Raw genomic sequence first — 20719 nt, forward strand, 5'->3', positions numbered from 1 at the left:
GTTAAGAAGAATTAATCTTCTCGGTGTTTATTTTTGTAAGAAACTTTTTTGAGTTCCTTGATTTCAAAATCCTATCAACCTCTGAAATTAATAATAGTCAATTTCATAACAATTAGCTAATTTAATCTGGGAAATTTGCCAAATTGCTAGGTTATAATAGACAGTTTAGTCTAATTTTAAAAAACTTTAAATCCTTTATTGATAAGAGTTTCACTTATTCAAACAGACAGACTATTCTAACTATATATAAAACTTAAAATAATTAAAATAGACAGAATATTCTAACTATATATAAGAGCATAAATGATTTAATTGCTATCCTGGTTTTGGATGCTTAATTTAGATGAATTGGCGATACTTGTTCAAATCAAAATAATAGTAAAAACGCAATGGTTTGCTTTTAAGCTTTCTAACTGATGAGTAATTGTAACTACTAATACTGTTTGTAAATTAGTTTGTCAGCGCAAGTAAATTGGCCAGATGTATGATATTCTTTATTTATAGGGAATCTAATACCAGAACAAAAACTCCTTAGATTCCTTTGAAGTGAGTATCAGACCAGCCTCATCAGTTATTGGTGACGGCATAACGTTAATCGAAGTGGAGCAAACCGTCCAAAAATCGGTTTTTCGTTTGGCGAAGCTGTAGCCATAACGTAGGCTGGACTGATTTTTTTATGTATGTTCCTACCAGGGAAAATAATGCTTGTCTTGCTGTGAGTAAGCAGAAATTTATCATTCACCTACCGTATCTGTAGAAGTTTTTTGAATTTTAAGTAACAGGATTGGAACTAATTTTTAGCACCCTTGTTGTATCTTGTATCCCACTAAGATTTACTGACATATCTGTAAGAAGCTGTTTAACTTCTAGCAGATAACTGCAATATTTATAGTGCTGAATAGACGGTTAATGTCTACTATCTAACAGCATCAATGGAGTCACAAACTGAGTAGTAAACACTTTCAAAAACGACAACTTCAATTTAATTCGATACTCTACTTGAATATTGGAGCCGAATCAATAAGTCTACGCCATTACCGAGGTTTTTATGCGGAAAATCGCTATTTATGGAAGAGGGGGAGTTGGCAAATCCACAACGACTCAAAACGTCGTGGCTGGACTGACTGATATGAATCGTAAGGTGATGGTTGTAGGGTGTGACTCGAAAGCAGACTCCACCCGGCTCCTTTTGGGGGGATTCCACCAGAAGATTGTACTTGATACGTTGCGTAAAGAAGAAGATGATGTAAATTTAGAAGACTTCCGCCAGGAGGGATGGGGGAAGACGCTGTGTATCGAATCGGGTGGACCGGAACCTGGTGTAGGATGTGCAGGTAGAGGCATTCTGACATCAATTGGGTTGCTGGAACAACTTGGTGCTTATGATGATGCAGTTAGACTTGATTATACATTTTATGATGGTCTGGGTGACGTAGTATGCGGTGGATTTGTCATGCCCATTCGTGAACGTAAAGCTCAAGAAGTTTACATTATTACTTCTGGGGAAATTATGGCAATGTATACTGTCAACAACATCTGCCGAAGCATTCAAAAGTATGCTCCGATAGGTGGTATACGTCTGGGGGGATTGATTTGCAACTCTCGCAAAGTTGATGAGGAAGATGATTTGATAAAAGCTCTGGCAGAGAAACTAGGGACTCAAATGATCTACTCCATACCCAGAGACAACATGGTGCAGCAAGCAGAGTTCCACCGCAAGACGGTGATTGAGTATGCTCCTGAGTCTGAACAGGCGCAACATTATCGCAACCTGGCAACGGCAATTGACCAGAATACAGATTTTGTCACTCCGAAATCTATGTCTAACGATCAGCTAGAGGAACTGCTGGTACAGTTTGGGTTGTTTAGACATCTTCAGAAATTAGGTATCAGCCCAAGCTCCACAAAGGTTGCAGATTCATTTTCGGAGATGCCTGTTGAATAGGACGATGCAGTAGGGGTTATCCCTCATACAAAGTGTCTGGAGCAATAGGCAACCTTTTACTCGAAAAAGCAGAAAAAACTGCGTAAACTTCTTACCACCATTTGAGAAATCGGCGTTCTCAACTACGCCAAAATTCGTCTACTTCATTGAAGGAGGAGAACTCATTATGTTGACCGAAGAGGTTTTAGTCCAAAAATTTACTACCGTAGTCAAGGGACGCTGTGCCAAAGTCGGCAAGTTGCTCCAGTACTGCCACGTCGAACTCGTAAACTCTTACTGGGGTTGCCCCCCAAAACTCATACAACATTTTGTTGTTTTTTATCCTAACATGCTGTTTGCCTCAATTAATGCCTACAAAGACGTTTTCAGAGGCGTTGCCCAAGATTTGGGGATATGTGAGGCTGTTTGCATAAATGCTACACGCATTATCCGCGACCCCGCCTCAAGATTGAAGGAAAAGAACCCGATCTTATGGTTGGAACTCCAGTGGATGGCAGTACCAACTAAAAAAGGCAATTGGCATTTAGATCAGGATTTACCGCACTCGGACTAAGTTTTTTGTTGGTGACGCAGGCATCACCTTGGTTCGCAGATGATCAAAAGGCGATGCGATCGCTAAATTGCTAAATAGTATCCAACTATGCAAGTATTTTAGCAATCTGTATGATATGCTTGCAGCAAATAAGCGAAATTGTCAAAACATCAACATGTCTGACAACAAAAACGGCAAACACTAGAAAACCTTGCTTTTGACCCAACAAATTTAATTTTGTCTGTTACGGCTTTTTCTAACGGAGAGATACAGCCTCATGAAACTGGATGTGAATCTTTGTAATAACCTGAAGTCAATTAGAACTCGCTTGGGCATGAGTCAACAAGAATTAGCTAATATAGCCGGCGTAACTCGTCAGAGTATTGGTGGTGTGGAATTGGGACAATATGCTCCTTCTGTTGCTATGTCACTACGTTTAGCTAAGGCGCTTGGTTGCCAAATCGAGGACTTATTCTGGTTTGAGGAAGATTTACCAGAAGTTGAGGCAATTCTTGCGGGATCAGCCCCTAAGCAACAGCAATCACGAGTTAGTCTAGCGCGGGTTGGGGATCAATGGATAGCTTATCCTCTCATTGGAAACGATGCTTTTCGGCTCGAAATGATTCCAGCTGATGGTGAGACAGTTGCGGTTACCAATGCCGTTGGGAGTAGCGAACCCGTCCACCCTTACGGGTTACCCACCATAAGCAAATTACCATTAGCATCAGAGGTAGCGACACAGGAGCATGAAGCACAGAACCAGATCGGTACAAATAAAGTCCAGGTTCGGCTTCTGGATGATATAGAAAAACTATACAATACAGTTGTAATTGCTGGTTGTACACCTGTGCTTTCCCTTTTAGCAAGAGCAACTGAACGTTGGCATCCAAAACTGCGAATTCATTATCGTTTCGCCCATAGCGCGGCTGCATTGCGTAGTCTGTGCCAAGGTGAAGTTCACATTGCAGGGATGCACTTATACGATGTTGATACTGGAGAACATAACATCCCCTTTGTGCGGAAAGCTTTAACAGGTAAAAGTGCCGTTTTGATTACCCTTGGAGTTTGGGAAGAAGGTTTGTTAATCCCATCAGGAAACCCAATGGGAGTTAAAACAGTTTCCGACTTAGTAAAATTTGGAGCAACTATTGTCACCCATGAAGTGGGTTCTGGCAGTCGGATGCTTTTAGAACGGAAACTCCAAGAAGAAGGAGTGCCATTGCACAAAGTTAAAGGATCTGACCATATCGTTCATAGCCATCAAGATGTTGCCTTATCTGTAGTATCAGGAATCGCTGATGCAGGTATCAGTACCGCATCTATAGCTGCTGCCTTTGGATTGGGATTTATCCCTCTTCATCGGGCGCGATATGACTTGGTGATTATTAAAGAATACTTAGAAGAAGAACCAGTAAAGCAGTTTCTCAGTATCTTAGGACATCGGCTAGTCCAATCGCAATTAGAGATTCTCGGCGGCTATGATATCAGCAATATTGGGGATATTATAGCAAATATATCATAATTTGTAATACTCGCCTCTGGCGAGAAGCAAGCTACGTAATGACGCTCCTACGTCGCTACCGCTATGCTAACGTAATTCGTAATTATTATTGCACGACTAAAAAATATGTCTTTTACTTTCCACAACTCAAGTTAGCTGCTATGTCTTTCAATTACTAATTAACGCGATGTGCAACTTATCTTTAGAATCTCACTGCCATTACTCTTTCCCAATCTCAGAGGCTTTGATTCTTGCTCCCCAACGCTAGTAGGGAAGAGGTTGGGATTAAGTCTGAAAGAAAGTTGCACACTGCGTCAATTACTCAAGTAAATCAAAATCACCCAACAAGTTAGCTGCAAAATGAATCATTTCACCATGAACAAACATCCAGTTCAGATTAACGATACAACCTTGCGAGATGGCGAACAAGCAGCGGGTGTAGCCTTTAATGTCGAAGAAAAAATTGCGATCGCCACTTTTCTTGATGCCATCGGTGTTCCAGAATTGGAAATTGGCGTTCCGGCAATGGGGCAAGAAGAAGCAGAGTCGATCCGAGCCATTGCTAATCTGGGATTAAACGCCCAATTACTTGGCTGGAACCGTGCTAATTTATCCGATATCCAGGCATCTATAGATTGTGGTTTGGAACGGGTGCATATTTCCGTTCCCGTCTCAGAAATTCAGATTACCGCGAAGTTTGGGGGCAAGCAGCAGGTAATGCTGGATCGTCTGCGGAATGCGATTAATTTTGCTTGCGATCGCGGTTTAGCTGTATCTGTTGGCGGAGAAGATTCTTCCAGAGCCGATCCATCTTTTTTATTGGATGTGGCATATTATGCTCAAGAGTTGGGAGCTTTCCGGTTTCGCTTTTGTGACACTGTAGGAATTCTCGATCCTCTAAACACTTACAGCAAAGTTCGCTCACTTGTGCATCATCTATTTATTCCTATAGAAATGCACACGCATAATGATTTTGGACTGGCAATGGCGAACTCGCTAGCTGGTATTGAAGCAGGGGCGCGATCGGTCAACACTACGGTAAATGGGATTGGCGAACGCGCAGGTAATGCGGCGCTGGAAGAAATGGTGATGGCACTCAAACACCTCTACGGCATCCCAACGGGTATTAATACAAAACGCTTGCTGGAATTATCGCGGTTAGTTGCTAAAGCTGCTAACTGGCCAGTTCCTCCCTGGAAAGCGATCGTGGGTGAAAATACTTTTGCACACGAATCGGGCATTCATGCTCACGGTGTGTTGCAAAATCCTGGTACTTACGAACCGTTTGCGCCAGAAGATGTTGGCTGGGAACGTCGCTTAGTAGTAGGCAAACATTCCGGTCGGCATCTAATATTTAGTGTGTTGCAAGAACATGGAATCACGCTCAGTCAGCCAGAAATTCAATCAGTGCTGGATGCTGTAAAGCATGAGTCAGTAAAAGTTAAGCGCAGTCTCACGGTTGAAGAACTCCTGAGTTTTGTTCCCCAAAGGTGAACACACCAAAGGTGAACACACATCTAACAAAATATTAAGTTGTATTGTACTTTTACCTGTTAAAACCTAAGTACATCAGCTTGTAGTAAGTTTGGCCACAAATCAAAAGTGAACTTGGTTAAGAACGCATAACAATTATGTCTTTGTTCGGGATCGCAATCATTATACCAACTGCTAAGATATACCAATTATGTTGGTAATAGATATGCCGAGAAAAGAGCAAGGATGGATCACTTTTCAATTGTCTCGAGAAGAATGGCAACTTCTAGAGCAGTACTGCAAGCGGTTCCAACGCACTAAGACTGATGTTTTGCGCTCCCTGTTGCGTAGTCTCCAAGCACAATTACTCAAACAACAGACGAAGCAGTTTGATTCTGAGGAGGTTGATCTTGACTTATTTTGAGCATTTATGAAGAACCGCTATCGGTAAAGCGAGTTATCTTAACATCTAAATAAATTTGCAATGGGGTTGGTAATCCCTCTGAAATTGTAAAAAAGCGTTCAAGTTCAAAAGTTGACTATGACAAATCCGACAAAATTATTGCGATCGCAATGGGCACTTTGGGACTGGGTACTGGGTAATAAAGACTGGGTACTGGACAAGAAAATATAAGTAAGATTTGCTTGGGGTCTAAATCCCCATCTAAATCTTCCCAGTCCCCAGTCCCTAGTTCAATACCACTTGATGTCCAGGGTAATCATGATTGGTTAATTCTACTAAAGCATTTTTTCTACCATGCTTAATTTTGATTCCATTCGTGCCACAGCAATGCAAAAAGTCCCATACAATTGGGCTTTGATCAAAAACCTGCTTTCACCAGAAGCAAGTTTAGAATTAACTGCGAGTTTTCCCCATGAAGAGTTTTGCCTGTCGGAGGGAAAGGGATACGGATACTCTTGGGGAAAGATGCTTGCAACGAGCGAGGATATTTCCTTGATGCTCAAATCTAGCGATAATCGCTGGCGAGAGCGGATGGCACAAGGCAGACTTACTTATGACTTGAGACATCTTAGTAAAGTCTGGCGACAGTTGATAGAAGGACTGTGGACAGATTCTTACCACGCAGCAATAGCCGAAATGTCTGGGTTGGAACTAAAGGACTGTGTGATGGATATTGGATTTCGCCGATACAACTTAGGACATCTGCATCACCCTCATACAGACGAGCCGAGCAAAGTTTTAACTCATCTGTTATTTTTCAATCAACAATGGTCTGTAGACTGGGGAGGCAGTTTGCGAATTCTCAAAGACTCCCAGCCGGAATCTGTTTTCCAAGATGTTCTACCCCTGAGTGATTGCTCAGTTGCGATCGCGCGTTCTGACAATTCTTGGCACATGGTTACTCCGCTTACTTGCCCTGTATCTGAGTGTCGGCTAGCTTTACGAGTTGCTTTTTTTCGGAACGATCGCCTAACTTCAGATTTTGGAGAAACCCAGCTAGCTGCGTAGCAATCAAGTATTTTGTCTTTACTTTTGTCATAAAATCAGCCTTCTGATTTTCTGGTTCTTCCTTGTCCTCCCTGTCTCTCGTCGTTGGTAATCCCTCTAAAATCGTAAAAAAATATTGGAGTTCAAGAGTTAACCATGACTAATCCTACAGAACTACTGCGATCGCGCTACGGTGAGATTCCCTTCAATTACGAAATTGACTGGAACGATTCTCTAGAAACACTACTAGCTCACCGTTCAATTCGGTCTTATCTATCTAACCCTTTACCACCAGGAACCCTAGAATGGCTAGTTGCAGCTGCTCAATCTGCTGCTAGTTCAGCTAATTTGCAAACCTGGAGTGTGGTAGCGGTTGAAGATCCAGAGCGCAAAGCAGAATTATGCAGGCTGTCTAATAACCAAGCATGGGTTAATCAAGCTCCTGTATTTTTGGTTTGGTTAGCAGATTTAGGTCGTATGGCTCATATTGCTGATAGTCGCGGACTACCTCATGTGGCTCTAGATTACATAGAATTGTTGTTTAAAGCAGTAATCGATGCCTCGGTAGCAGCGCAAAATGCGACTCTAGCTGCTGAATCTATTGGTTTGGGAACGGTATATATTGGCGCAATTCGCAATAACACGCAAGAGGTGGCAACCTTATTAAATTTGCCACCTTTTGTGTTCCCTGTATTTGGATTGTCTGTAGGTTATCCCAATCCTGAAGTACAACCTGCTATTAAGCCGCGTTTACCTCAGTCAGTTGTATTCCACCGCGAAACCTATAAATTGGCAGAACAAGATGAAGCGATCGCTCACTACAATGATATCATGAAAGAATTCTACACTCAACAACAGATGAATGCCGCTGTTGATTGGTCGCAAAACTCAGCCGAGCGAATCGCCACTTTAGACTATTTAAAAGGGTGCAAGTATTTGCGGGAAACTCTCAATAACTTCGGCTTCAAGTTGCTATAAAAGTCTCCACCGTTTGCCTTTGGTATCTTTGCTTAGGAGAAGACTTGTTATCGCTTCATTAAAGACCCAAAATCCTCACATACCTAAAGTTACACACTCCACACTCAGTCTCAAAAGATAATTTTGGTGCGTAAGTCCTAAGGAATAAATAGACCTACCAACTCGCTAGCCCTAGCAATTTTCCTCCTTGAAACCTTTGTACTAATTTGGGGAATCTCAAGCCATTTAAGCAGTCAACAGGCAAATTAAATGGGTATTCCTGTAAGCTTTATCTTTCAAAAAAGGGCTGACTTGTAAGAATCGCTCTTTGAGAGAAAATTGCTGACCAAAAATGTAGAATTTACCCCGTGAAACCAAAGGAGCTTCAAACAATGAATATGAAGGAATTGTCTACCAAAGACCTCAACAAACTACGCTCTCAAGCCAAAATAATTGTGAACCGAGTGGAGATTTTCGTAGAAACTTACTTATTAGAAACCTCTCTTGATGAGAAGATGATAAACGAAACCTTACAAGAGATTATTAAGGCTGCGAATAGCTTAACAACCGCAGTATCCAAAATTAAAACTGTAGAAACCGCACCTCATGACTTGAACGGTTCAAAATAGTCTAATCGGGCTGAGTGGAACCCCATAGATAAATAATGGGGATTGAATACAGTATTGAGTGCTGAGTAATCGATGCTAGATACTCAGCACTATTTCAATTATGGAGATAAATGAATCTAAACTGTTAGGAAATACCATGCTCAAGGGGTTAACTTCAAACTTTAGTAACTGGTTACAAAGAAATAGGATTGTACGTAACCTAGAATTTTTTCAAGACTTTATTATCATTTCTCTTTGCCTTGGTCTATTTTGTGTGATGCTCATCCGACTGGGAGATATGTTCTTCTCCTTTTTGAGTCCATTAGATTTGCGGCAAGTAACATCTGATATCTTGTTCATTTTGATTTTAGTAGAGTTGTTCCGCTTGTTAATCGATCATCTACAACAACAGCGAACGTCCGTGACCGCAGCAGTAGAAATTACTATTGTTTCTGCTTTAAGAGAGGTGATTTTACGCGGTGTTCTCGAAATTCCCCGTGAGCAAATTTATGGAATAGCTATATTTTTAGTATTTTTAACCGGAATTATGGTGGCTTTACCTTGGATATCTCGTTTTCTTGAGCAGGTCAAAATTGCTAACCCAGAACCAACAGAAAAAAAGCCATTGCTGGCTGAAAATTCTCTAGCTTCTGATTAATTGTAACCACACATACTGTTTGAAAATTAGTTGGCGATCGCAAGTAATTTTAACAAATGTATGATATTCTTTATATATGGAGAATTAAAAGTACAAAAGTCTTCAGAAAAATAAAGTACGCTCTAAGAGCAGCAATTCTTATTATGAGCTTAGGGCATAATAATGTCCAAAGCCTATTTAGTCACGTGTATCAGATTCCAAGCGATATTGTAGAGATTTAATATCCTTGTGTTTCTATTTCATACATGAATTAACTCGTTTATCAGCATTTACCAACGAGTAAAACCTTTTTCGATAACTTGCTATTCTATATTCATTCCAGCGAGCTTTTGCCTATCATAATAAAGTTACTCTGTGAAGAATTCTCCTCATCAGAATTGCTGTTGTTATTTAGAAGGATTTTAAGTGCAATCTAAATTGTTGTAGAAATCAAAAGATTGTGAAGTATTGCTTGTTAATCACTAAACATTAACTAACACATGAGTAGAATATCATGCTTGAGAATCTTCTGAATAACCATAACTTACCGTATCCTGATACGATACATCCCATCATTGTCCATTTTGTGATTGCAATGGTTTTGTTTGCCTTTTTGTGTGATGTCATTGGATACTTTACTAGCAACTACCGTCTTTTTGAGGTGAGTTGGTGGAATATGTTTTTCGCGACAATCTCCATCTTCATCGCTGTTATTTTTGGTCAATTTGAAGCAGGTTTGGCAGAACCTTATAACGCAGCTCAACCAGTACTTAATTTACATACGCTCCTTGGCTGGTCACTTGCAGGAATTCTGGCAGCTATTACAGCTTGGCGTTACGTGATTCATTGCCGCACTCCAGAAAAAATATCAGTTTATTACCTAGCAGCAGGTTTACTTTTGACTGTTTTGGTAGGCGTACAAGTGTATTTCGGAGATGAATTAGTTTGGGTATATGGGCTACACACTGTACCAGTTGTTGAAGCCATAAAGGAGGGCTTACTGCAATGAATCCTGAAGTTATTGAGCAATTAAAGACTCACATGGGAGCAAATGGGTTGCCCTACACTATACCCATTCACCCAAATTTAGTTCATCTCACTCTAGCTTTGTTCATCCTTGGCATTACCTTTGATTTTATTGGTGCGTTCTTTCCCCTACAACAACCAATTTTCAAGTTTTTAGCAGTTCCTGCCACTCGTTCTAGCTTCTTTGATGCAGGCTGGTACAATATGCTAGGTTCGGCACTCATCACAATTTTTACAGTTGCAGCAGGTTTTTACGAAATCATGTTGGCAGAACCACTCACTGGGGTAAAGAGTGCCTGGGGATTGGAAGCGATGGAAACAATGCTTTGGCATGGAATGGGTGGTGTTTTTTTACTAGCGCTGATTCTTGGAATGGCTATTTGGAGAGGATTTCAGCGCTATATTTGGCGTCAAGATGACAGTCAACAAGTACAGTGGACTTATTTAGTTTCTGGACTGTTTATTATGTTCATCATGTTCATCCACGGTACGCTAGGAGCGCAATTAGCTACTGAGTTTGGAGTTCACAACACTGCTGATATGTTGTTGCGCTTGGGCAAAGACCCCAATTTACTGCTGAAGTAATCGATGTTAATCCTTTGTATGAGTACAGACGCGATTAATCGCGTCTTTGAGCAATGAATTTTATGGCTATGAAAATCCAAAATATTTTGACCTTGAGTGCGATCGCGATCGCCTTAACTGCTGTTAGTCTTTGGATAGGAGAGTGGACATATTCCTGGATGCCTCCTCAAGCCGCAGCAGAATCGCGCCTCGTCGATAATTTGTTTAGTTTTTTAATCACGCTGGGAGCATTTATCTTTCTTGGAGTCACAGGAACACTCATCTACTCGGCGATTTTCCATCGAGCAGAGCAGTATGATACCAGCGATGGCCCACCGATTGAAGGAAATATCCCACTAGAAATTGTCTGGACTGCAATTCCTGTATTGCTAGTGTTTTGGATTGCCAGCTACAGCTACCAAATCTACGAGCAAATGGGGATTCAAGGGCCTATGGAAGCTATGCATATACATATTCCAGTCTTGATGAAATCGGCATCTGCTGCACCAATTAACGGGGATGCCGGGATAGTTTCTACCTCCCCGACTTCCTCAAGTGTATCAACTGATGCCACATCAGATGTAATCCCATTTGAAGACATTGAAGTTAATGCCAAACAGTGGGCTTGGGTTTTCCGCTATCCAAAAACAGGAATCACCAGCACCGAACTACATTTACCCGTTAATCATCGTATCCGTTTAGCTATGCAGTCCGAGGATGTTCTCCACGGCTTTTATATTCCTGCTTTCCGAGTCAAGCAAGACATTATTCCCAACCGCAACATTGACTTTGAATTCACTCCCATCCGTATTGGCAAATATCAATTGACCGATTCCGAATTTAGCGGTACTTACTTTGCAACCATGCGGGCAAATGTTGTTGTCGAGTCCCCTGAAGATTACAAGAAGTGGCTTACAGAAGTAGTAAACCGTAAACCATGTACTGCAAATAATCAAGCAGCTTCCGAATATGCCCAAGAATCAAAAGAATTAATCAAAGGCTGGGTTACGGTAGCACCCGCACAAGCCCCTGTCGTTAATTACAGCAATTAGTCGTAAAGACGCGATTTAATCGCATCTGTATATTAGTCATTAGTCATTGGTTTTGGACAAGTGACAAATGACAAATGACAAATGACAAATAACAAAGGACAAATGACAATGACAAATATTTCCGTTGAAGACATTACAGGTGACGCACCTCAACAGGAACCGAGAGCAGACTGGAAGCAATACTTTAGCTTCAGCACAGACCACAAAGTTATTGGTATTCAATATATTGTTACCGCTTTCATTCTCTTTTTAGTAGGCGGTCTATTTGCAATGATCATTCGTGGGGAATTGATTACCCCAGAATCAGACCTCGTTGACCGTAGTGTTTATAATGCAATGTTCACCATGCACGGCACTGTGATGCTATTTGGATGGACATTCCCCATACTTACAGGTTTTGCTAACTATCTTGTACCTCTGATGATTGGGGCGCGAGATATGGCGTTTCCCAGACTTAATGCTGTTGCCTTCTGGATGATACCGATCGCTGCCATCCTACTGATGGCCAGTTTCTTTGTACCTGGTGGGCCAGCGCAAGCAGGTTGGTGGTCATACCCTCCCGTCAGCCTGCAAAACCCCACAGGAAACTTAATCAATGGTGAAGTAATCTGGCTTCTAGCAGTGGCAATATCAGGTGTTTCCTCAATTATGGGGGCGATTAACTTTGTCACCACGATTGTAAAGATGCGCGCACCTGGGATGACACCCTTCCGTACACCCATCTTTGTTTGGAACGTATTTAGTGCCCAGATTATCCAACTGTTTGGACTACCTGTATTAACAGCAGGTGCAGTCATGCTTTTACTCGACTTAACAGTTGGAACTAGCTTTTTTGAACCCACTAAGGGAGGCGACCCGGTTCTATTTCAGCATTTTTTTTGGTTCTACTCCCACCCTGCTGTTTATGTAATCATTCTGCCGGTCTTTGGAGTCTTTTCCGAGATATTCCCCGTTTTTGCTCGCAAACCTCTGTTTGGCTATAGAATTGTCGCTATTTCATCACTCCTGATTGCTGGAGTTAGCGGTATAGTCTGGGTACATCATATGTACGCTAGCGGTACTTCCGGCTGGATGCGGATGTTTTTCATGCTGACAACCATGTTCGTTTCTGTCCCTACTGGCATTAAAGTATTTGCCTGGACTGCAACGATTTGGGGTGGCAAACTACGATTTGATACACCAATGCTGTTTGCGTTTGGTGCATTAATATTATTTGTATTTGCAGGTATCACTGGCATTACCCTCTCCTCGGTTCCCATTGATGTCCATGTCAACAACACTTACTATGTGGTGGGTCACTTCCACTATGTTCTATATGGCACGGTAACAATGGGGATGTTTGCTGCTATTTACTTCTGGTTCCCCAAGATGACTGGACGTATGTATTACGAAGGCTTGGGCAAGTTGCACTTCTGGCTAGCGTTCATTGGTACTAACCTCAACTTCTTCCCAATGCACCCATTAGGATTACAGGGAATGTTGCGTCGAGTTTCTTCTTATGCCCCAGAGTATGAATTTTGGAATATTATCGCCAGTATCGGCGGATTTTTGCTAGGTGTATCCACTTTACCCTTCATTCTGAATATTATTGGTTCTTGGATACATGACAAGCAAGCACCGAAGAATCCTTGGCGAGCAATTGGACTAGAGTGGCTAGTTTCTTCACCACCTCCTGTAGAGAACTTTGAGCAAATTCCAGTTGTTGTGGGTGAACCCTACGGCTACGGTAAATCTGAACCATTAGTGGCCAAGCATTAGAGAGCAGGCCAAATGTTTGATTTGATTTTAAACGCAGAGGTACGCAGAGAGTTTGAGATGAGGGATTAGGCGATCGCATTTTCTCTGTACCTCTGCGTGAGATAAATATATAGGAGTTTCAACCAATGGACAGTTCCATCATTTCAGAAGAATCAAATCATCCCTCACACGAGCATACCCATGATGAAGAAGGCAGCAAGATGTTCGGCTTCATTGTCTTCTTGCTGTCAGAGACTTTCATTTTCCTCGGTTTTTTTACAGCATATATTGTCTATAAAACAGCAAATCCTAACTGGCTACCAGCTGGTGTTTCTGGACTGGAAGTCATAGATCCGGCAATTAATACGGTAATTCTTGTTTCCAGTAGCTTTGTCATCTACTTGGCAGAACGCGCCCTTGAACGCCACGACTTGTTGAAATTTCGCCAGTTTCTAATGCTTTCGATCGCAATGGGAAGTTACTTTTTAGTTGGACAAGCGATCGAGTGGAGCCATCTTTCTTTTGGCTTTACCACAGGTGTTTTTGGTGGAATGTTCTACTTATTAACAGGTTTCCACGGTTTACACGTTCTTACTGGCATTTTATTGCAGATACTTGTTTTTGGTCGCTCTTTCATTCCTGGTAACTACGACACAGGTCATTTTGGTGTAAATGCCACTTCTATTTTCTGGCACTTTGTTGATGTCATCTGGATTGTTTTATTTGTCCTGATTTACATCTGGCAATGAAACTTTGTTGTTAGCCACTTATTGGGCTGCTGGTTGTGCAACACCCTTCACATTGCTCTTCGACAAACTTCAAACGCTAACTCGTATCGATAAAAACACACGTTAAACTCTGCAAAAAAGTTCATCTGTCCCAAGATTATAGGTGTATCTTTCGATTGAGTCCAGGCAAATACAAGCAAGATAGGCGAGAAAAGGACAACTTCACCAGACAGCACTAAGCCTCCAATTGTGGAGCGATACCGTTCGGATAAGATTTTTTAATGAAAATTCTAAATCACAAAGACGCGATAAATTGCCGTCTCTACATAAGGACTAATTCTTGTAAAGACGGTGATTTATCGCGTCTCTTACCTTAACCGAACCGTATTGCATTGTGGAGACATGAACCTGTTGCGATCGCTCGCAGTTTTTGATCAACTGCGATCCCTCCAGTATTAAATAATAAACCAAAAGCCGTTACCAAAGCAGGAATAATTTACAATAGCAGAGCATATTCACGAATTATATCAGCATTTTTTGCTTACACTTGATGAAATTATGAGTAGTATTTACCTGAAAAATTAGTTGTAATTATTTGTTAAAATTTGCCTAATTAATGACTTAATTAAAATAAACAAGGCGGATTATCTCACTTTATAATACTTCAATCACGAACCCTCTTACTACATCCCAATAAGGTTATATTTTGCAACTAAACCAACAGTTTTGAAGCAACTATACGATTTATGCTTGATAATGTACTCTTGTACCTTAAAAACCAATGCCGATCGTATTTAATGTAGTAGACGTTGAGGACAAAGAGCATTACCTGAACTATGAAGATATAGAAGAAACAAAGGTTGCGGATGAAGGATTACGCAACGATGACTACCTTGATGCTCAATGCTTTTTCGTCCTCCTCAAAAATGGAGATATACTACTTCTGGAAATGGCTAGACAAAACCAAGTAAGTAAAAACTTCCTTTACCGCTTACTGATGCCAGGAGAATAGCCTCCTTTAATGTCTAGGGCTGCCTGGATGCCTCCGGTTGCTATTCTTAAATCCATCGTGGACACACGAACCTGTTGCGATCGCAGTCTTTGAGCAACTGCGATCGCTCCAGGATCAAATGATAAAATTTTAGCTATTATATGGTGGCAAATGTCAGTTGTATAGAAGTGATGTTTACGACGGGCTACGCTTAATTCTTCCAACTCGACCTTTCAACAACAACTACCTTTAATACTTCACCAAAACCCCAGTTTAACTAAGTTTCATACCCCATCTTTGTACTGTTCTGATTTCAATTAATCGAAAAATATAATCGACAGCTAAACCCAAAGTTGCAATCACTACTAATCCGGAAAATACACGGGTTTACAGGAAGTAGCGACTGTTATTAATCTGCCATCCCAAACCACTGGTAGCACCTCCTGAATCAAACACTAATTCAGATGCAATCACAGTGCGCCAACTAAAAGCCCAAGCAGTTCTCAAGCCTGTTAAAATGTGAGGCAATGCGGCAGGGAGCATAATTTCTCGAATTAGTCTGAAACCATCTAAACCGGGGTTTTTCCCCACCATCAGCACCATTAATCCAACGGTGCTGAGTCCCATTTCTGTATTCAAGGCAATGGGCCAAGTTGTCGCATGGGCAGTAACTACGATCATAGAAACAGAAGTGAACCCAAACCAAATTATCACTAGGGGTAAAATAGCGATCGCAGGTAAGGGATTCAGATCGAACTCATTACAATTAGCAAATCTTGACCAAAACAAAAAATTTTGGCGAAAGCTGCTAAAGCCGTACCCAGAATCATAATTTTGCATCATAGTCTGCCAAGATAAAAGTTGTTCAAAATCCTGAAAGACAATGATCCTATCTGGACTAGGAACAGAGATGCGCTTACCCTGTTTTCTAAGTTAAACGAAAGTATCACACAGCTAACAGCAAAAAACAAGGTCTTTTCAAGCTAGCTCTCTACGAACGGTTCGCCCACAACGAGGGCATGAAAAATCCCTGCTGCGTTCGGTGGCTTTGGGATATTTATGAATGTACCGCAGTGTATTTAAGACCCTATGATAATTGGTTTTCTCAAAGCCGCTACTGTGATATCGCTTTTCCCAAAAGTAACCATTGTCTAGAAAACAACATAAATGGTTGATTTCCTACTCAATCTTGCTTATACTTCCCAATGTAAGATTTACTTGCCATAGTCAAAAATATTGGCATAAATGTTTGTAGGAGAGTGTAATGATCAATCATCGGAGTGTGCGCGATGGGTGTTTGGTAAGTTTCCTGGCGATTCTTTGCATCAGCTTTGGTAGTAACTTAGTCAAGCAGGAGCCGACTCTTGGGCAGTCCTCAGCGACTAAAAATTTGATTGTGGGGATGACAACCAGTATTCAGGACAGTGGACTGCTAGATGATTTAGTTCCGGCGATTGAAAAGAAAACAGGATATAAGCTTAAAAGCATTTCTGTCGGCACTGGACAGGCTTTGGCTCTGGCTGAAAAATGTGAAGTTGATGCCGTATTCGTCAATTCCCCGAAAGCCGAACGCAAAGTTTTGGCAGATGGTGCGGTAACTAATCGGCACTTGGTAATGCACAATGATTTTGTGATTGTCGGTTCAGATACGGATAAGGCAAATATCCGAGGGAAAAAGAATGCTGTAGAAGCATTCTCCTTGATTGCTAGAAACAAAGCGTTGTTTATATCGCGGGGTGATGACTCAGGTACTAACAAACTAGAAAAAGACTTATGGCAACAGGCTAATATTAAACCATCTGGCAGTTGGTATCAGCAAACAGGTTTAGGAATGGCGGAAACTTTGCAAGTTGCTAATCAAAAACGGGGATATACGTTAGCAGATCGGGCGACATATATATTTCAGCAGAAAAACTTGTCTTTGCCAATACTGGTGCAAGGAGACAAGAAACTGTTGAATTTATACCATGTCATGCAGGTAAATCCTCAGAAATGCCCTAAAGTGAATAGTGCAGGAGCTATAGCGTTTATTAATTATGTCTTATCTGCTGAAGGACAGACAGTGATTGCAACTCACGGGCAAAAACAGTTCGGACAACAACTATTTTATCCAGATAGCGGTAAAACAGAGAAAGATTACGGTTTTTAAAGAAACTTGAGCATCAGCTGATCAGGGCAAACGCATCAAAATTACTCTTGATCGCAACCAAGGTTAAGAACCAACAAAAAAATCAGCATTTTTTGATGCGTTTGCCCCGATCATCTCGTCAAGGGTTGCTCAACTGCATATTTCACCATTATTTTCCAATTTTTTATCCTTATGGGCAGACAAGCGTTATAGAAGTAGGGAAAGGAAACTACGATGTGGCGATGGCGATCGCATACATTCTACTCCTGATTACATACACGGTTATCGTGTTGCTAACTATCCTACAGCATGACATAAATTATATATTCCTGGAGGTTCCATGATTCGGAGAATTTTCATTGCATGTTTGGCTTGTTGCTTGGCAATTCTGAGTGCTGAAGCGAGTGATATACTGGTGAAGCAAAAGTCAGCTATTGCCCAGTCCCCAGCGAATAAAAATGTAATCGTGGCAATGACAACGAGCATTGAGGACAGTGGGCTGCTAGATGATTTGGTTCCAGCGATTGAGAAGAAAACAGGATACACTTTAAAAAAGGTTGCAGTCGGCACAGGACAGGCTTTAGCTTTAGCTGAAAAGGGTGAAGTTGACGCACTGTTCGTCAATTCACCGAAAGCCGAACGCAAAGTTTTGGCAGGTGGTGCGGTGATTAATCGCCACTTGGTAATGCACAATGACTTTGTAATCGTCGGGCCAGATACTGACAAGGCAAAGATCCGAGGGAAAAAGAGTGCTGTAGAAGCATTCTCCCTGATTGCTAAAAATCAAGCCTTGTTTATATCGCGGGGTGATGACTCAGGTACTAATAAGCTAGAGAAAGATTTATGGCAACAGGCAAAAGTCAGACCATCTGGTAGTTGGTATCAGCAAACAGGTTCAGGGATGGCGGAAACTTTACAAGTCGCTAATCAAAAACAGGGATATACCTTAGCGGATCGAGCAACATATATATTTCAGAAGAAAAATCTGTCTTTACCGATACTGATGCAGGGAGATAAGAAACTGTTAAATCTCTACCATGTCATGCAAGTAAATCCTCAGAAATTTTCTAGAGTGAATAGTGCAGGAGCTAAAGCGTTTATTAATTATGTCTTATCTGCTGAAGGACAAAAACTAATTGCAGCTCATGGCAAACAAGAGTTCAAACAACCGCTATTTTATGTTGATGGCGGTAAAACAGAGAAAGATTACGGCTTTTAAAGAAAGAGCATTAGAATTATCAAAGGTTGCTCTACTGCATATTTAAGTATTTTTTTCTCATTGTTCAAAAGTGTGAATACAATTATCGAAGGAGCTTTGAAAGCTCTTGAGTTATTAACTGATGGCAATAGTGACGTTTTCCAGGTGATGACAATGACATTGTTTGTATCTGGAACAGCTACAGCTATTAGCGTTTTACTGGGATTACCATTAGGATTATGGTTGGCACTAGTCGATTTCGTAGGCAAGCAGACTTTTACTAGTTTGATTAACTTCGGCATGGGATTACCGCCAGTGGTAATCGGTTTAGTCGTCAGTCTGTTTTTGTGGCGGTCTGGGCCATTGGGAAACCTTGATTTGATTTATACGCCTACAGCGATGATCGTCGCCCAAACAATCATTGCTTTTCCAATTGTAGCTGGCTTGAGTTTTACAGCAATTATCAGTATTAATCCGAAACTACGCTGGCAACTGTTGTCAATGGGGGCAACACAGTGGCAAGCAAACTTGTTGCTAATTAAAGAAGCACGTTTAGGATTAATGGCTGCTGTTATTGCTGGTTTCGGTCGCGTCATCTCAGAAGTTGGTGCATCGATGATGGTGGGTGGCAATATTAAGGGACAAACAAGAGTTCTAACAACAGCAATTGTTACGGAGGTAGGAAAAGGAAACTACGATGTGGCGATGGCGATCGCATACATTCTTCTAATCATTACATACACCGTTATCGTGTTGCTGACTATCCTACAGCATGACAAGAAAATTCTATGAATACTAACGAGTATGTCCTGAATATGCGACAGGTGAGCGTCGATAGCAAAACACGTAAAAATATCCTGTCAATTGAAAATTTTACAGTCCGTCCAGGAGAACTGGTCGCTGTGCTTGGCCCCAATGGCGCTGGTAAAAGCACTTTGTTAAGAACAATCAATCTCTTGCAACCTTACCGTGGTGAGATGCAATTATTTGAAGAGGATGTACGCAATACCAATAAAACATTGTTGCGTCGTCGTTCAGCTTTGGTATTTCAGGAAACTTTATTACTAGATGACACTGTTTTTAATAATGTTGCCAAGGTATTAAAGTTTCGCAAAACACCAACACACAAGATAAAGCAAAGGGTACATACTGCACTTACAACTTTTGGCTGCGAACACCTGGCAAATCAGTCAGCTCGTTCTTTGTCTGGTGGTGAAGCAAAGCGGGTTTCTATTGCCTGTGGTTTAGTTGCTGATTCCGAATTACTACTTTTGGATGAGCCTTCTGCCTCTTTAGATGTGGGAATACGTGCCGAGATGATCGAGAAAATTAGACAATGGGCCCAAGCTAGGGGATCGGCAGTGATATTAGTCAGTCATAATTTTACAGATATACTGCATTTTGCCGAGAGAGCGATCGCTTTATTTGACGGTTGTATTATCCAGGATGATAACTTGGAAACCATCATCCGCCGACCAGCTAACGAGCAGCTTGCCAGACTGGTAGGGATAGATAATATTATTCCGTGTCGGGTAGAACGGAGTAACCGTGGAAGTTTTATCAAACTTGTAAACGGGATAGAGTTTTTATATCCTGGGGAAATCACCAAGCCAATTACTACATGTTGTTTATCTGGCGATACTTTTAATGTTTACGATGCAAGTTCTTCAATATTGCATAAACCTTGGTCAGTAATTATTGAAGGGTTAATAGAACGGATTTTAAATGGTATTGGGATTTGTAGTATTTGGGTTAAGGTGGGAGAACAAACTTTAATTGCCAGAGTGCCTCGAAATCATATATCCGGCAATGTATATCCCCATCAAATGATTAAGCTGGCATTCAATGCAACAGATGCACATTTTGTTTAGAAAAATTAGACGATTTGGCATTGCATATACATTTGAGCTTTTTTCTGGCTACTTTTTGTCTAAGTCCCATTAGTACTGATCGCCTCCTCACTCATCCACTCATCCACCCTAGTACCGCAAGGCGGAAGTCAAAATTCAAAATTCGTCTTGAAAAGTTTGGTCAACCGGGGGAACCCCCGCACGCAACTTTCCGCAAAATTTAAACAGGTATGCAGCGAAAGCGTTTTGTTGATTTGGAATGGCTGATTTATTTACACTGTGTTGTACTAGTAACATCTTACAATATCATGTCCAGTAACATATAATACGGTTCGGTTAAGG

General features: G+C 41.2%; 21 protein-coding genes and 1 pseudogene. 20 read left to right on the forward strand and 2 right to left on the reverse strand.

All coding sequences use genetic code 11. The features are described from left to right. The first annotated feature begins 1048 nt into the window (after window positions 1–1048). The 15 genes and pseudogenes from nifH (at window position 1049) to V7L20_RS15190 (ending at window position 15222) form a co-directional block, all read left to right on the forward strand. Window positions 1049–1945 carry a nitrogenase iron protein gene (gene nifH, locus V7L20_RS15120; RefSeq protein WP_334744874.1) on the forward strand — a complete coding sequence of 299 codons (897 nt, stop codon included), beginning with the start codon at window positions 1049–1051 and terminating at the stop codon, window positions 1943–1945. Window positions 1946–2111: 166 nt separating this feature from the next. Continuing rightward, window positions 2112–2498, forward strand: coding sequence for a hypothetical protein (locus V7L20_RS15125; protein WP_334744875.1), 387 nt, complete (start codon window positions 2112–2114; stop codon window positions 2496–2498). Between the two features lie 256 nt (window positions 2499–2754). Beyond that, window positions 2755–3999 (forward strand): substrate-binding domain-containing protein, encoded by a 1245-nt coding sequence (locus tag V7L20_RS15130; protein WP_334744876.1) that lies wholly within the window; start codon window positions 2755–2757, stop codon window positions 3997–3999. Window positions 4000–4353: 354 nt separating this feature from the next. Further along, a complete protein-coding gene (gene nifV, locus V7L20_RS15135; RefSeq protein ID WP_334744877.1) occupies window positions 4354–5472 on the forward strand; it encodes a homocitrate synthase in 1119 nt (372 codons plus the stop codon). Window positions 5473–5677: 205 nt separating this feature from the next. Beyond that, window positions 5678–5815, forward strand: a pseudogene (locus V7L20_RS15140) (CopG family transcriptional regulator); the annotation flags it as partial. A gap of 393 nt (window positions 5816–6208) precedes the next feature. Next, window positions 6209–6922 carry a 2OG-Fe(II) oxygenase gene (locus V7L20_RS15145; RefSeq protein ID WP_334744878.1) on the forward strand — a complete coding sequence of 238 codons (714 nt, stop codon included), beginning with the start codon at window positions 6209–6211 and terminating at the stop codon, window positions 6920–6922. 135 nt (window positions 6923–7057) lie between these two features. Continuing rightward, window positions 7058–7879, forward strand: a complete 822-nt coding sequence (locus V7L20_RS15150) for an NADPH-dependent oxidoreductase (RefSeq protein WP_334744879.1) — start codon at window positions 7058–7060, stop codon at window positions 7877–7879. Between the two features lie 371 nt (window positions 7880–8250). Beyond that, window positions 8251–8487, forward strand: a complete 237-nt coding sequence (locus V7L20_RS15155) for a hypothetical protein (RefSeq protein ID WP_334744880.1) — start codon at window positions 8251–8253, stop codon at window positions 8485–8487. 136 nt (window positions 8488–8623) lie between these two features. Beyond that, window positions 8624–9124, forward strand: coding sequence for a phosphate-starvation-inducible PsiE family protein (locus V7L20_RS15160; RefSeq protein WP_334744895.1), 501 nt, complete (start codon window positions 8624–8626; stop codon window positions 9122–9124). A 493-nt stretch (window positions 9125–9617) separates the two neighbouring features. Continuing rightward, the gene (locus V7L20_RS15165) at window positions 9618–10112 is read left to right on the forward strand and encodes a DUF2231 domain-containing protein (protein WP_334744881.1); all 495 of its coding nucleotides are present in this window, start codon (window positions 9618–9620) and stop codon (window positions 10110–10112) included. Continuing rightward, the gene (locus V7L20_RS15170) at window positions 10109–10714 is read left to right on the forward strand and encodes a DUF2231 domain-containing protein (RefSeq protein WP_334744882.1); all 606 of its coding nucleotides are present in this window, start codon (window positions 10109–10111) and stop codon (window positions 10712–10714) included. The genes V7L20_RS15165 and V7L20_RS15170 overlap by 4 nt, the downstream gene beginning before the upstream one ends. A 68-nt stretch (window positions 10715–10782) precedes the next feature. Then, entirely contained in the window at window positions 10783–11745 is a 963-nt protein-coding gene (locus V7L20_RS15175) for a cytochrome c oxidase subunit II (protein WP_334744896.1), read from the forward strand. A 108-nt stretch (window positions 11746–11853) separates the two neighbouring features. Further along, on the forward strand, window positions 11854–13503 hold the full coding sequence (gene ctaD, locus V7L20_RS15180; RefSeq protein ID WP_334744897.1) for a cytochrome c oxidase subunit I: 1650 nt from the start codon (window positions 11854–11856) through the stop codon (window positions 13501–13503). Window positions 13504–13628: 125 nt separating this feature from the next. After that, window positions 13629–14231 carry a cytochrome c oxidase subunit 3 gene (locus V7L20_RS15185; protein ID WP_334744883.1) on the forward strand — a complete coding sequence of 201 codons (603 nt, stop codon included), beginning with the start codon at window positions 13629–13631 and terminating at the stop codon, window positions 14229–14231. Between the two features lie 760 nt (window positions 14232–14991). Beyond that, entirely contained in the window at window positions 14992–15222 is a 231-nt protein-coding gene (locus V7L20_RS15190) for a hypothetical protein (protein ID WP_174709866.1), read from the forward strand. Here V7L20_RS15190 and V7L20_RS15195 read toward each other — a convergent pair. After that, window positions 15195–15425 (reverse strand): hypothetical protein, encoded by a 231-nt coding sequence (locus V7L20_RS15195; protein WP_334744884.1) that lies wholly within the window; start codon window positions 15423–15425, stop codon window positions 15195–15197. The genes V7L20_RS15190 and V7L20_RS15195 overlap by 28 nt on opposite strands. Window positions 15426–15588: 163 nt before the next feature. Further along, window positions 15589–16044 carry an ABC transporter permease gene (locus tag V7L20_RS15200; RefSeq protein ID WP_334744885.1) on the reverse strand — a complete coding sequence of 152 codons (456 nt, stop codon included), beginning with the start codon at window positions 16042–16044 and terminating at the stop codon, window positions 15589–15591. 421 nt (window positions 16045–16465) lie between these two features. Between V7L20_RS15200 and V7L20_RS15205 the strand changes: the two genes are divergently transcribed. The 5 genes from V7L20_RS15205 to V7L20_RS15225 all read left to right on the forward strand — a co-directional run bounded on the left by V7L20_RS15205 (window position 16466) and on the right by V7L20_RS15225 (window position 20398). After that, window positions 16466–17350, forward strand: a complete 885-nt coding sequence (locus V7L20_RS15205; RefSeq protein WP_334744886.1) for a substrate-binding domain-containing protein — start codon at window positions 16466–16468, stop codon at window positions 17348–17350. 95 nt (window positions 17351–17445) lie between these two features. Next, complete coding sequence (locus V7L20_RS15210; protein ID WP_334744887.1) at window positions 17446–17673, forward strand: hypothetical protein; 228 nt, start codon at window positions 17446–17448, stop codon at window positions 17671–17673. After that, window positions 17670–18548: a substrate-binding domain-containing protein gene (locus V7L20_RS15215; RefSeq protein WP_334744888.1), complete on the forward strand. Its 879-nt coding sequence runs from the start codon at window positions 17670–17672 to the stop codon at window positions 18546–18548. Before V7L20_RS15210 ends, V7L20_RS15215 begins: the two co-directional genes overlap by 4 nt. 72 nt (window positions 18549–18620) lie before the next feature. Continuing rightward, complete coding sequence (locus tag V7L20_RS15220) at window positions 18621–19319, forward strand: ABC transporter permease (protein WP_334744889.1); 699 nt, start codon at window positions 18621–18623, stop codon at window positions 19317–19319. Next, on the forward strand, window positions 19316–20398 hold the full coding sequence (locus tag V7L20_RS15225) for an energy-coupling factor ABC transporter ATP-binding protein (RefSeq protein ID WP_334744890.1): 1083 nt from the start codon (window positions 19316–19318) through the stop codon (window positions 20396–20398). Before V7L20_RS15220 ends, V7L20_RS15225 begins: the two co-directional genes overlap by 4 nt. Window positions 20399–20719 lie beyond the last annotated feature (321 nt).

The sequence above is a fragment of the Nostoc sp. genome, assembly GCF_036916735.1.
In the GTDB taxonomy this organism is placed as follows: domain Bacteria; phylum Cyanobacteriota; class Cyanobacteriia; order Cyanobacteriales; family Nostocaceae; genus Nostoc.

Bases quoted from the DNA above. Each gene is read 5' to 3' on its own strand.
- nifH (WP_334744874.1), top strand. From the start codon at position 1,049: ATGCGGAAAATCGCTATTTATGGAAGAGGGGGAGTTGGCAAATCCACA.
- V7L20_RS15125 (WP_334744875.1), top strand. From the start codon at position 2,112: ATGTTGACCGAAGAGGTTTTAGTCCAAAAATTTACTACCGTAGTCAAG.
- V7L20_RS15130 (WP_334744876.1), top strand. From the start codon at position 2,755: ATGAAACTGGATGTGAATCTTTGTAATAACCTGAAGTCAATTAGAACT.
- nifV (WP_334744877.1), top strand. From the start codon at position 4,354: ATGAACAAACATCCAGTTCAGATTAACGATACAACCTTGCGAGATGGC.
- V7L20_RS15145 (WP_334744878.1), top strand. From the start codon at position 6,209: ATGCTTAATTTTGATTCCATTCGTGCCACAGCAATGCAAAAAGTCCCA.
- V7L20_RS15150 (WP_334744879.1), top strand. From the start codon at position 7,058: ATGACTAATCCTACAGAACTACTGCGATCGCGCTACGGTGAGATTCCC.
- V7L20_RS15155 (WP_334744880.1), top strand. From the start codon at position 8,251: ATGAATATGAAGGAATTGTCTACCAAAGACCTCAACAAACTACGCTCT.
- V7L20_RS15160 (WP_334744895.1), top strand. From the start codon at position 8,624: ATGCTCAAGGGGTTAACTTCAAACTTTAGTAACTGGTTACAAAGAAAT.
- V7L20_RS15165 (WP_334744881.1), top strand. From the start codon at position 9,618: ATGCTTGAGAATCTTCTGAATAACCATAACTTACCGTATCCTGATACG.
- V7L20_RS15170 (WP_334744882.1), top strand. From the start codon at position 10,109: ATGAATCCTGAAGTTATTGAGCAATTAAAGACTCACATGGGAGCAAAT.
- V7L20_RS15175 (WP_334744896.1), top strand. From the start codon at position 10,783: ATGAAAATCCAAAATATTTTGACCTTGAGTGCGATCGCGATCGCCTTA.
- ctaD (WP_334744897.1), top strand. From the start codon at position 11,854: ATGACAAATATTTCCGTTGAAGACATTACAGGTGACGCACCTCAACAG.
- V7L20_RS15185 (WP_334744883.1), top strand. From the start codon at position 13,629: ATGGACAGTTCCATCATTTCAGAAGAATCAAATCATCCCTCACACGAG.
- V7L20_RS15190 (WP_174709866.1), top strand. From the start codon at position 14,992: ATGCCGATCGTATTTAATGTAGTAGACGTTGAGGACAAAGAGCATTAC.
- V7L20_RS15200 (WP_334744885.1), bottom strand. From the start codon at position 16,044: ATGATGCAAAATTATGATTCTGGGTACGGCTTTAGCAGCTTTCGCCAA.
- V7L20_RS15205 (WP_334744886.1), top strand. From the start codon at position 16,466: ATGATCAATCATCGGAGTGTGCGCGATGGGTGTTTGGTAAGTTTCCTG.
- V7L20_RS15210 (WP_334744887.1), top strand. From the start codon at position 17,446: ATGCGTTTGCCCCGATCATCTCGTCAAGGGTTGCTCAACTGCATATTT.
- V7L20_RS15215 (WP_334744888.1), top strand. From the start codon at position 17,670: ATGATTCGGAGAATTTTCATTGCATGTTTGGCTTGTTGCTTGGCAATT.
- V7L20_RS15225 (WP_334744890.1), top strand. From the start codon at position 19,316: ATGAATACTAACGAGTATGTCCTGAATATGCGACAGGTGAGCGTCGAT.